The sequence below is a fragment of the Nocardioides sp. CPCC 206348 genome (assembly GCF_048654705.1).
In the GTDB taxonomy this organism is placed as follows: Bacteria; Actinomycetota; Actinomycetes; order Propionibacteriales; family Nocardioidaceae; genus Nocardioides.
The window spans coordinates 104,493-114,190 of the sequence record NZ_JBMCZA010000243.1 but is presented as its reverse complement, the minus strand read 5'-3'; the positions used below and the strand labels follow the sequence as shown (position 1 = coordinate 114,190).

At 69.1% G+C, this 9,698-nt stretch carries 11 protein-coding genes; 2 read left to right on the top strand and 9 right to left on the bottom strand.

All coding sequences use genetic code 11. From position 1 onward, the window contains the following. The first annotated feature begins 189 nt into the window (after nucleotides 1–189). Nucleotides 190–1,023 (top strand): IclR family transcriptional regulator, encoded by an 834-nt coding sequence (locus ACOADB_RS28940; RefSeq protein WP_378607426.1) that lies wholly within the window; start codon nucleotides 190–192, stop codon nucleotides 1,021–1,023. 53 nt (nucleotides 1,024–1,076) lie between these two features. Here the strand turns inward: ACOADB_RS28940 and ACOADB_RS28935 are convergent, their stop codons facing one another. From ACOADB_RS28935 to ACOADB_RS28925, 3 genes are read right to left on the bottom strand one after another with little or no spacing between them, the layout of a single operon-like run. Further along, a complete protein-coding gene (locus tag ACOADB_RS28935; RefSeq protein ID WP_378607422.1) occupies nucleotides 1,077–2,144 on the bottom strand; it encodes an extradiol ring-cleavage dioxygenase in 1,068 nt (355 codons plus the stop codon). 26 nt (nucleotides 2,145–2,170) lie between these two features. After that, nucleotides 2,171–3,385 (bottom strand): NAD(P)/FAD-dependent oxidoreductase, encoded by a 1,215-nt coding sequence (locus ACOADB_RS28930; RefSeq protein WP_378607419.1) that lies wholly within the window; start codon nucleotides 3,383–3,385, stop codon nucleotides 2,171–2,173. Beyond that, nucleotides 3,385–3,720 (bottom strand): non-heme iron oxygenase ferredoxin subunit, encoded by a 336-nt coding sequence (locus ACOADB_RS28925; RefSeq protein WP_378607416.1) that lies wholly within the window; start codon nucleotides 3,718–3,720, stop codon nucleotides 3,385–3,387. The genes ACOADB_RS28930 and ACOADB_RS28925 overlap by 1 nt, the downstream gene beginning before the upstream one ends. Nucleotides 3,721–3,871: 151 nt before the next feature. Between ACOADB_RS28925 and ACOADB_RS28920 the strand changes: the two genes are divergently transcribed. After that, the gene (locus ACOADB_RS28920) at nucleotides 3,872–5,191 is read left to right on the top strand and encodes an aromatic ring-hydroxylating oxygenase subunit alpha (protein WP_378607413.1); all 1,320 of its coding nucleotides are present in this window, start codon (nucleotides 3,872–3,874) and stop codon (nucleotides 5,189–5,191) included. Between the two features lie 63 nt (nucleotides 5,192–5,254). Here the strand turns inward: ACOADB_RS28920 and ACOADB_RS28915 are convergent, their stop codons facing one another. From ACOADB_RS28915 to ACOADB_RS28890, 6 genes are all read right to left on the bottom strand, one after another. After that, complete coding sequence (locus ACOADB_RS28915) at nucleotides 5,255–5,926, bottom strand: dienelactone hydrolase family protein (protein WP_378607410.1); 672 nt, start codon at nucleotides 5,924–5,926, stop codon at nucleotides 5,255–5,257. 40 nt (nucleotides 5,927–5,966) lie between these two features. Further along, the gene (locus ACOADB_RS28910) at nucleotides 5,967–6,773 is read right to left on the bottom strand and encodes an SDR family NAD(P)-dependent oxidoreductase (protein WP_378607407.1); all 807 of its coding nucleotides are present in this window, start codon (nucleotides 6,771–6,773) and stop codon (nucleotides 5,967–5,969) included. Continuing rightward, a complete protein-coding gene (locus tag ACOADB_RS28905; RefSeq protein ID WP_378607404.1) occupies nucleotides 6,770–7,282 on the bottom strand; it encodes an aromatic-ring-hydroxylating dioxygenase subunit beta in 513 nt (170 codons plus the stop codon). Before ACOADB_RS28905 ends, ACOADB_RS28910 begins: the two co-directional genes overlap by 4 nt. A gap of 118 nt (nucleotides 7,283–7,400) precedes the next feature. Then, the gene (locus tag ACOADB_RS28900; protein ID WP_378607401.1) at nucleotides 7,401–8,576 is read right to left on the bottom strand and encodes a thiolase family protein; all 1,176 of its coding nucleotides are present in this window, start codon (nucleotides 8,574–8,576) and stop codon (nucleotides 7,401–7,403) included. Further along, entirely contained in the window at nucleotides 8,576–8,863 is a 288-nt protein-coding gene (locus ACOADB_RS28895; RefSeq protein ID WP_378607397.1) for a hypothetical protein, read from the bottom strand. Before ACOADB_RS28895 ends, ACOADB_RS28900 begins: the two co-directional genes overlap by 1 nt. 5 nt (nucleotides 8,864–8,868) lie before the next feature. Next, nucleotides 8,869–9,648: an enoyl-CoA hydratase/isomerase family protein gene (locus ACOADB_RS28890; protein WP_378607394.1), complete on the bottom strand. Its 780-nt coding sequence runs from the start codon at nucleotides 9,646–9,648 to the stop codon at nucleotides 8,869–8,871. Nucleotides 9,649–9,698 lie beyond the last annotated feature (50 nt).

Genomic DNA, 9,698 nt, shown 5'->3' with positions numbered 1-9,698 from the left:
CCCATCCAGTGGGCGTGCAGGTCCACACCACCGGTGAGCTCGCCCGCGTCCATCCCGACACGGTGCCCGCTGGGAGCCGATCCGGCAGGAGGGATTTCCGGGGACCGGAACGCAGGGCTGCCGTACGAGACTGCGCGGAGGTACAGTGACGAGCATCACGGCAAATGGTTGGACCAAGGGGGTGGGCCCGTGACCCAACAGGTGATGTCGGAACCCGAACAGGACGCAGGAGCCGCTCCGGCCGCTCCGGCCACCGAGCCGCCGAGCATCCTGACCAAGGCCTTCGACCTGCTGCGTGCGTTCAACCCGCACGAGCGGGTGATGACGCTGAGCGAGCTGGCTCGCGCCGCGGCGCTGCCCAAGTCCACGGTCCACCGCCTGCTCGCACGACTCGTCGAGCTCGGTGCCGTCGAACACCACCGGTCCGGCTACAAGATCGGTCTCGGCCTGCTCCAGCTCGGCGCGGGCACGCCGGCCGGCTACATGCGCGACCTCGGCATGCCGCACCTCGGCCAGCTGCACCGCTGGAGCTCGGCGACAGTTCACTTCGCCGTGCTGAGGCAGTTCGACGTCGTCTACCTGGAGAAGCTCGCCACGCGTGAGTCCCCTGCCTCCATCACCAGCATCGGCGGCCGGCTGCCAGCCAACTGCACCGCGATCGGCAAGGCCCTGCTGGCCCACGAGAACTTCGATGACCTCGCCGACTTCCTGCCCAACCCGCTTCCGGGCATGACCACCCGGTCGATCACCGCCGTCGACACCCTCATCGCCGAGCTCCGCAAGGTCCGCGACGCGGGCATCGCCCGCGAGGAGGGCGAGGCCCAGCCGGGACTGAGCTGCATCGCCGCACCCGTCCTGCTCAACGGCTTCGCCATCGGCGCCGTCTCCCTCGGTTTCGCGACCGGGACCGAGCTGCCCCCGCAGGCCGAGCGGGCCCTCACCCTGACCGTTCGTCGCATCGCCGAGGACGTCGACAACGGACTGGCCGAGGGCCGCGAGCACTGGTTCCCCCGCGAGATCTGACCTACCCGGTCTCGAGACGGTTGCTGCGCAACCTCCTCGACCAACGAAGGGCCCTACCTGAAGAGGGCGAACGCCTTGTTGGAGTTGAAGATCTCGGTCACGACCCAGTCCGACCAGGACAGTTCCAGGCCGAGCTCGGACATCGCCCCGAGCAGGCAGAACCAGTTGAGCATCTCGTGCTGGCCGGAGTCGACGACCTGACGGCTCGTACGGGCGTTCCACGTGTCGTAGTCGCCAGCAAGCATCGCGTCGTAGAGCGCCTGGTCCGATGTCGTGTCAGGCCGCAGGTGCCAGCCGGCGTCGTACAGGAAGGCATGCGACCAACTGGACGAGGCGACCAGTGCGACCCGCTTGCCGCTGGCGGCGACCGACCGGCCGACGGCACGGCCGAACTCGAAGCAACGCTTCGGGCTGGGGCCCGGCGGGTCGAGCTGCTCGCCGGCGTTGATCTCGGCGAACCTGGCGATGCCGCCCTTGCGGGCGATGACGTGCTCGCCGTAGCAGTTCACGGCCATCGGCACGACCGGGTACGGGAACTTCGCGCCGACGTTGTCGTAGTCCAGGAACAGCTGGGTGTTGCCGAAGGCATGGGGGAAGTAGATGCCCTGGCGCGGCTCGTAGGAGTAGGCGACGTCGATGCCGTCGTTGAGCACGTCGATGGTGACCTGCTTGGCGAACTGGGGGTCGCCCTTCATGGTGAAGGTCGTGTCCGCCGGCAGCCCCCACACGTTGGGCACCTTGAGCTTCTGGGTGAGCACGCCGAAGGGCTCCACGACCGTGTCGTCGTAGGCGAGCATGCAGAAGGACGGAATGACCTCCTCGCGGAAGTTCTCGTACTGGTCGTCGCCCCACACGAGGAGCACGTCCGGCTCGAACTCGTCGATCGCCTCGCGGCAGATCCGCATGTCCTCCAGCAGACGCGCCCGGTGCGCGGCAGCAGCGGCGGTGCCGCCGTCTTCGCCCCATTCCTCGCGGGCCAGGTCGCTCCAGGCCGCGCGGTCCTTGAACTCCTCGGGGATGTCAGGATCCTTGAGTGCGCTCTTGAGCAGGTTCGCCATGTGCTCGTCGGCTCCGGCGAGCGGGGGGTAGTGGGTCAGCCCCACACCAAGTACGTCGGCCACGTCGATGTCTCCTTCGATGGTGTTGTTCAGGCCGAGGTGGTGAGCAGCGACTGCTCGACCTCGGTGACGGGTGCGCCGGCGCCGATCGCCTTGCGCACCTTCATCAGCAGACGGGGGTCGTCGACGACCAGCGCCCCGACGATTCGACCGTCCGGGGCGGCGTACAGCGCGACCAGGTCGCCGCTCGCCATGCCACCGTGGAAGACCGTGGCCTTGCCCTCGGACGGGCGGCCCACGATCTGGATGCGGTGACCGTACTGGTCCGACCACACGTAGGGCAGCGGTGCCGCCGGCCGCGGTCGGCCGGTCAGGTGGGCGGCCATGATCTGCGCGTGGTCGCCGGCGTTGGTCCAGTGCTCCATGCGGATCGGCCGGTCGTACGACGGGTGCGGCCAACGGGCGATGTCACCCACGGCGTACACGCCGGGGAAGCCGAGGACCTGGAGGTCCTCGTCGCAGTCGATGCCGTCCTGGACGGGCAGTCCCGAACTTGTCAGCCACTGTGTCGCGGGCGTGGCACCGATGCCGACCACGACCATGTCGGCGGCCAGTTCCGCACCGTCGTCGAGCCGGACTCCGACCGCTCGGCCGTTCTCGGTCAGCACTTCGGCGACGGTGCGGCCCGCGTGCAGGTCGACGCCGTGGGCCCCGTGGACCGAGGCCACCTCGGCGCCGACCTCGGCACCGAGGACGTGTTCGAGCGGAGCAGCCTGAGCCTCGACCACCGCGACGTCCATGTGCCGGGCGCGGGCCGCCGAGGCGAACTCCGCGCCGATGAAACCGGCACCGACGACCACCGCGCTGCGGCCGGCACCCATCACGGCCTGAAGGGCGAGTGCGTCCTCGACACGACGGATCACGTGGACGCCGGCGATGCCTTCGGTTGCCGGGAGGCGGCGGGCCTCGACGCCGGTCGCGATCACCAACGCGTCGTACTCGATCTGCTCGCTGGTTCCGTCGACCTCGATCGTGAGGACCCGGGCGGCCGGATCGAGAGCCACCGCCCGTTGGCCCAGGCGGAGGTTGACGTCGAGGGACGCCACCTCGGCGCGCGTCAGCAGCGGGACCGGTTCGTCGGTCGCGTTCGCGAAGAGCATCTCCTTGGACAGCGGCGGCCGGTCATAGGGCAGGTGGGACTCGTCCGAGACGAGGACCAGCCGGCCGTCGTACCCGGCCCGGCGCAGGGCCTGGACCGAGCGGACTCCACCAGTCGAACCACCGACCACGACAACGGTGCGCATCAGAGCACGTAGACCTTGCCGTCGTCGACGACGACCTCGAAGGTGGCCAGGGCGACCGTGGCGGGGAAGCACAGGGCCTCGCCGCTGCGGATGTCGAAACGTGCCATGTGGAGCGGGCAGACGACCTCGTTGCCCTCGAGGTCGCTGTCCTCGCCCAGGGACCAGTCCTCGTGGGTGCACGTGTCGGCGGTCGCGTAGTAGGCGCCGTCGTCGGTGCGGTAGACCGCCACGGCCACCGTTCCGGGCCCACTCGGCGGCACCGTCATCGACTCGCCCGGCGCCAGCTCCCCGTCGTTGCAGGCAAAACGCCGCTCGACCGTCTGCACACTCTCCATCGGACTTCCTTCCATCTCCGGAGTCCCACTGTCGTCAGCGTGCGGGCCGGTCACCACGGCCCGTTCCGGCGTCCGGAACCACGCGATGCCCCACCGCTGCGGTTGCTGCACGGTGATCGCAATCCACTCTCAGAGACAAAGGAGTCGTCCGGTGTCCACCTACGTGAACGACGACCGTGAGACGCCGCGCTTCCAGGTGAACCGCGCGACCATGGTCGACCCCGAGGTCTTCGCGCTGGAGCGCGACAAGATCTTCAACCACACCTGGCTCTACATCGGCCACGAGACCGAGCTGAAGAAGAAGAACGACTACAAGACCCGCTCGGTCGCGGGCCGGCCGCTCATCTTCGCCCGCGACGCGAAGGGGGAGGTCAAGGTCTGGATCAACTCGTGCCCCCACCGCGGCGCGATGTTGTGCCGTGAGGACAAGGGCAACGCCCGCTTCCTCACCTGCTTCTACCACGGGTGGAGCTTCAGCACGGCGGGCGAAATGGTCTCGATGCCGAGTGACGAGTCCTACGGCGAGAACTTCGAACGTCCCGGGCTGGCGTCACCCGCGAAGGTGGACTCCTATCGCGGATTCGTCTTCATCAGCTTCGACCCCGACATCGTGGACCTCTCCACCTACCTCGCCGGCGCGAAGGAGTACCTCGACCTCGTCTGCGACCAGTCCGCGGTCGGCATGGAGGTCCTCGACGGCACTCACGAGTACTCCATCAAGGCCAACTGGAAGCTGCTCGTCGAGAACAGCATCGACGGCTACCACGCGGTGTCGACGCACCAGCGGTACTTCGAGATGGTGCTCGCCGCGCGCGGCAAGCTCGACCCGAAGGCGCTCGGCGACTCCCGGGGCATCGACCTCGGCAACGGCCACGCCGTGGTCGCGGGCGCACCCGCCACCGAGGGACTCTTCGGCCGGCCGCTGTCCGACGCGGGTGCCGCCGAGCGCGAGGCCCGCTTCGAACAGTTCGCCGAGACCTACGGACCCGGTTGGGTCGACCGCATGAAGGGCAACCGGAACCTGGTGATCTTCCCGAACCTGGTGATCGTGGACCTCGTCATGGGTGTGGTCGTTCGCAAGATCGACCCGATCACCCCCGACTACATGGAGGTCACCGCCTGGGAGCTCGCGCCGCCCGAGGAGGGCGACGAGCTCCGCAAGCAGCGCCTCGACAACTTCCTCACCTTCTGGGGTCCCGGCGGCCTGGCCTCGCCCGACGACGTCGAGGCGCTGGAGACCTGCCAGGTGGGCTTTGGTTCGGCCAGGGAGCTGGTCTGGTCCGACATCTCGCGCGGCATGAACAAGCCGGTCTGCAACACGACCGACGAGCTGCAGATGCGCACCTGGTGGCGCCGCTGGAACGAGCTGGTGACGGGCGAGCAGCTCCCCGCCGAGCCGAAGGCCCCGCTGGACGCGACCTTCACGGCACCGCGACAGGAGCGCGCCCCGGTGACGTCACCCGCGTCCTGACAGCAACGCACGAAGGCCGCCCCGCAGATCTGCGGGGCGGCCTTCGTTGTTCCGTGCTGCCGTTCAGGCGGCGCGCGACTGCCGCTCCCGCCACGACACGGCGAAGGGGGTGAGCCGGGCCGCCACGCGGGCGAGCAGCCACTCGACCGTGCGCTGCCATCCGTCGTACGACGCAGAGAAGCTGATGCCGTCCTCGGTGCGCCGGTGGAAGTCGGCCCCGACCCCGGGATAGACGACCACCCGACTGAAGATGTCTGAGCCCTCGTCGAGGACCTTCTGGAGCCGGACGAGCTCTGTCGCCGTCACATCGCCGGCGCCGGCCCCGAACAGGCCGAGCCACGGCGTACTCAGGACCGGTTCGGCAGCGACCGATGCGACGTCGGGAACGGGCGACAGGCTGACCGCGGCACCGAACTGCCGGGTCCGGGCCAGGTCGAGTGCGAGCGTTCCGCCTGCACCGATACCGACGATCCCGATCTGCTCGGCAGACCACCCGCACATCTTCGCCCGCGCTTCGGCGAGCGTCTCGACACCGGGCGAGACCCGCAGGGCGAGCGACTCGAAGCCCTCCATGGCGAAGGTGTTCATCGCCTCGATGACCTCGACCTCCGGCGTGGCATCGTCGGTCAGCAGCACGATCAACCCCCGCTGGGTGCCTCCGAGCCGGATCTCGAGTGCGGGCACGCCGTCGGCCAGCTCGGTTCGACTCGGTTCGATCAGGATCACGTCGGACATGTCTGCCTCCGGGGGCTCAGTCGGTCAATCAGCTCGTCGTTCAGTCGGTCGGGTGCGGGATCCACGGCCAGTACTTGGCCGTCGCGCCCGCATCCACGGTGATGTTGGTTCCGGTGACCATCGCCGACTCGTCGGACGCGAGGTAGACGACGGCACCGACGTAGTCGTCGGGAGTGGGCAGGCGCCCGAGCGGCAGCTGCGCCACGAAGTCGTTGCGGTACGCCGAAGGGCGGGCCAGCAATGCCTCCATGGCCTGCCGTGCTTCCGGGTCGGTCGGCGCGGTCGCCGTGGGGGTGAAGCCGTTGACGCGGATCCCGTACTGCGCCAACTCCATCGCGGTCGACCGGGTGAAGTTGATCAGCCCGCTCTTCCCGGTGGAGTACCCGACGTTGCCGGGCTGGCCCTGCCAGGCCGCGGTCGACAGCACATTGATGATGCTGCCCTCGCGCTGCTGCTCGATCATCGAGCGGCCGACGGCCCGGGTGAAGAGGAAGGATCCACCCAGGATCACGTCGAGCTGGCGCCGGAAGGCGTCGTACTCCATGTCGAGGACGCCCTGCTGCTGGAAGAACACCGCGTTGTTGACGAGGATGTCGATGCCACCCCAGCGCCCGACGGCCAGGGCCACGGCTGCCTCTGCGTGCGCGGGGTCGGTGACGTCACCGGAGAGGTGGATCGCGTCGCCTCCGGCGTCGATGATGCGACGGGCTGAAGCGGCGGCCACCTCCTCGGACAGGTCGGTGCACAGCACCACGGCGCCCTCCGCTGCGAGACCGGCAGCGAGGGTGCCTCCGATGTTGGGGCTCGCGCCGGTGACGATCGCGACCTTCCCCTGCAACCGGTTCACAGGATGATGCTGACCTTGCCGTGCGGACGCAGGGCGGACAGATCGAGCACCGAGCGGCGGACGAGGTAGCGCAGGGCCCCGGTCTCGTCGCGCTCCAGGACGTGGCGGTAGCAGCCGACGTACGTGTCGAACGCCCCGTTGCGCATCCGGAAGACGGCGAAGTTGGCCCGGATGTGGACCCGGCCCTCGTCGTCCGCCCCGGCAACGACGTTGCTGATCATCCGGCGGGTGCGCGAGTGCGGGTACTCCGCGTGGGCCGAGCGCTTCATCAGCGAGCCGATCCGCTGCTCCAGCAGGAACCTGTCGTCCTGGACCATGAAGAGGTCCCGGCCGGGGTCGCCATCGGGCAGATCCGTGGACGGCACGAGGTACTGCCCCTCCGGCAGGAACAGCTCCAGCCACTCCGGCAGCCGCCAGTCGTCGAGGAGGTCGGCCTCCTCGTACAGGAAGTGTTCGGCCTCGGCCGAGAGCGCTGCGTCGTACACGGCGCGGAAGGAAGTCGTGGTCACGTCGGTCTCCTCGGGTCTGGCCGTCCCGGCGCGGCCGGCGGCACCCTCAGGTTGCCGCGTCGGCCGACGCCGGTGAACCAGGCGTTCCGGGGTCCGGAACCGACCGGACTGGTCGGCGTCAGACCCGCCGGAACAGGGCCGCCAGCGCCTGCCCACCGCCGATGCACATCGTGACGATGCCGAGCTCGAGGTCACGGCGCGCGAGGTCCTTGGCGACCCGCAGGGAGAGGATCGCGCCGGTCGCGCCGACCGCGTGACCGAGAGCGATGGCGCCTCCGTACGGGTTCACCTGCTCCGACGAGAGCCCGGCGTCACGGGCCACCGCCACCGCCTGGGAGGCGAACGCCTCGTTCAGCTCGATGATGCCGATGTCGGAGGGCTTGGTGCCGGTCTTCTCGAACAGCGACTGCAGCGCCAGAACGGGGGCGTAGCCCATCAGCTCGGGCTCCATGGCTGCCGTGGCGACCGCCTCCAGCGCCACGAGCGGCCGCAGCCCGCGCTCGGCGACTGCCGACTCCCGCGCCAGCACCACCGCTGCCGCTCCGTCGTTGATGCCCGAGGCGTTGCCGGCCGTGACCGTGCCGTCCTTCTGGAAGGCCGGGCGCAGCCCGGCCAGCGTCTCGATCGTGGTGTCGGGCTTGGGGTGCTCGTCCTCGGTCACCGTGTACGGCTTCCGGCCGCCCACCTCGACAGGAACGATCTCCTCGGCGAAGACCGCCTTCGCCTCCGCGGTCGCCGCGCGTCGCTGCGACTCGAGGGCGAACTCGTCCTGCTCGACGCGCGAGACGCCGTACTTCGCCGCAACGTTCTCGGCCGTGATGCCCATGTGGACACCGTGGAAGGGGTCGGTCAGCATCATCACGGTGCCGTCGACCAGGGACCGGTCGCCGAGCTTGTAGCCCGCCCGCGCACCGAAGTCGTAGAACGGCATCCGGGTCATCGACTCGTCGCCACCGGCAAGGGTGATGTCGAGGTCGTTCCAGCGCATCTCCATCGCGGCCGACCAGATCGCCTGCAGGCCCGATCCGCACAGCCGGTTGACGGTGTAGGCCGGAACGCTCTTCGGCAACCCGGCAGCGATCGCAACGCGACGGGCGTTGTATGCGTCGGGACCGACCTGCCCGATGCAGCCCATCACCACCTCCTGCACGTCCTCGGCGGCGACGGCGGACCGCTCGAGAGCGGCCCGCGCCGCTGTGGCACCGAGCTCGAAGCCCGGGGTGTCCTTGAACACCCCGCCAAAGCTGCCCACCGGCGTCCGCGCGCCGTCCACCAGAAGAATCCGGTCGTTCATCACCACTCCTCGATCACCTTGTTCTTGCAGTCCCGGCACATCTCGACGCCCGGAGCCGACCCTGCGGGCAGCGGGAACGGGAGGTCGAGGATCCGTCGCCACGAGTAGGCCCACACACCACAGGCGGTGGTCAGCGTGCCCATCTCCTTGGCGTGCGCCAGGGAGACCGGAAGCGTCACCAGCGTGCCGCCCTCGTTACGGTGCTGGACGAACGCCGCCGTCACGTACCAGGGCCCACCTCGCAGGCGCCATCCCGTCGGCGCTTCAACTCCAGCGGTCACCGCCATGGGGATCACCTCATCTTCCACAGGGGTGAGCGCTTCTCGCGGAAGGCCGCGACGCCTTCCCTGATGTCTTCGGTCGTGAAGGCCAGCGCGAGCTGCGACTGCAGCGCCGTGAGCGCAGCGTCGAGACTCATGTCCCTGGTCGCATTGATCGCGTCCTTGCCCAGGCGCATCAGCAGCGGCGACTTGGCTGCCAGGCGATGAGCCCAGTCCCGCACCGTGGCGTCGAACTCGTCAGCGGGCACCACGACGTTCACGATGTCGAGGCGCTCTGCCTCGGCCGCGTCGATCGGTTCACCCAGCATCATCAACTGGTTGGCACGCATCCGCGGGACGTTGCGATAGATCAGCGCGGAGATCATGAAGGGGAAGACGCCGACGTTGATCTCGGGACAGCCGAACCGAACGCCCTCCTTGGCGATCACCAGGTCACAGGCCAGCGCGAGGCCGAAGGAACCAGCCAGGACATCGCCACCCGCCGCACAGATGACGGGCTTGCCCAGCCCGCCGATCAACCCGTAGAGCCGGGGGAAGCGGTCGAGTCCGGCGTACTTCTCGATCGTCGGCGCATCGCTCGCGAAGGCCTTCAGGTCGCCACCCGCGGAGAAGATCCGCTCGTGGGACGATCCGATGACCACGACACGTACGCCGGCGTCGTCGCGGGCCCCCGTCAGCGCGCCCAGCAACTCGTCGAGCAGCGCGTCGCTCAGCGCGTTGCGGGTCTCGGGTGCATCCAGGGTGACGTAGGCGACCCCGTGGTCGTCGACCTCGTAGCGGACCTGGCTCATCTGCGCTCCTGGCTCAGATCTCGAGGACGACTTTGCCGAAACCGGCGCCG

What these genes read in the sequence shown, in the direction of transcription:
- ACOADB_RS28930 (WP_378607419.1), bottom strand. Translation starts at nt 3,385, where the DNA reads ATGCGCACCGTTGTCGTGGTCGGTGGTTCGACTGGTGGAGTCCGCTCG.
- ACOADB_RS28925 (WP_378607416.1), bottom strand. Translation starts at nt 3,720, where the DNA reads ATGGAGAGTGTGCAGACGGTCGAGCGGCGTTTTGCCTGCAACGACGGG.
- ACOADB_RS28915 (WP_378607410.1), bottom strand. Translation starts at nt 5,926, where the DNA reads ATGTCCGACGTGATCCTGATCGAACCGAGTCGAACCGAGCTGGCCGAC.
- ACOADB_RS28900 (WP_378607401.1), bottom strand. Translation starts at nt 8,576, where the DNA reads ATGAACGACCGGATTCTTCTGGTGGACGGCGCGCGGACGCCGGTGGGC.
- ACOADB_RS28895 (WP_378607397.1), bottom strand. Translation starts at nt 8,863, where the DNA reads ATGGCGGTGACCGCTGGAGTTGAAGCGCCGACGGGATGGCGCCTGCGA.
- ACOADB_RS28890 (WP_378607394.1), bottom strand. Translation starts at nt 9,648, where the DNA reads ATGAGCCAGGTCCGCTACGAGGTCGACGACCACGGGGTCGCCTACGTC.